This window comes from Mycobacterium sp. E2497 (genome assembly GCF_001668695.1).
In the GTDB taxonomy this organism is placed as follows: Bacteria; Actinomycetota; Actinomycetes; order Mycobacteriales; family Mycobacteriaceae; genus Mycobacterium.
The window spans coordinates 1-545 of sequence record NZ_LZKD01000014.1 but is presented as its reverse complement, the minus strand read 5'-3'; the positions used below and the strand labels follow the sequence as shown (position 1 = coordinate 545).

Annotated in this window: 1 protein-coding gene and 1 pseudogene; one reads left to right on the top strand and one right to left on the bottom strand. The window is 71.0% G+C overall.

What is annotated here, in order from left to right:
* On the bottom strand, positions 1-351 hold a 351-nt coding region (locus tag A5713_RS00900), incomplete at its 3' end, for a PmbA/TldA family metallopeptidase (RefSeq protein WP_304442504.1).
* Between the two features lie 74 nt (positions 352-425).
* Here A5713_RS00900 and A5713_RS28030 point away from each other — a divergent pair.
* Positions 426-545, top strand: a pseudogene (locus A5713_RS28030) (sugar ABC transporter permease); the annotation flags it as partial.

The following is a 545-nucleotide window of genomic DNA, read 5'->3' as shown; positions in this document are numbered from 1 at the left end:
ACTGTTCAGCGTCGCCAGGGTGGTGGCGACCTGCACGGCGCGCCGCGCGGTCTCGGCGGCCACCGAGGGCGCCAGCTCCGCGTGCGAGGCGAATCCCCACGTGCCGTCGACGATCACCCGCACCGCCAGCCCCACCTCGCGATTGACCACCGCCGTCTCCAGTTCGCCGTCGCGCAGCTGGATGATCTCGGTCACGATGCGGTGAACCCGCAGGTCGGCGTAGCTGGCGCCGCCCTCGGTGGCCGCCGAGACCGCGCGGCGCGCCGTGCAGGTCGCCACCACCCTGGCGACGCTGAACAGTGAGCGCGGCAGGTTGAGGAAGTCGGCATCGATCCCCCGGTTCGGTGTCACGGCTCCACCGTAACGGCCGTTCACGCCAAACCCCGGCGCCGCCCGCTTTAATTACCTCCATGGCCAGCGGCGCCCTGAGGACACAGCCTCGCTCCACCGCGCTGGGCTACGCCCTGCTGGCGCCCAGCCTGTTCGGCGTCGTCGCCTTCTTGTTGCTGGCCATCCTGGTGCTGGTCTGGCTGAGCCTCTACCGC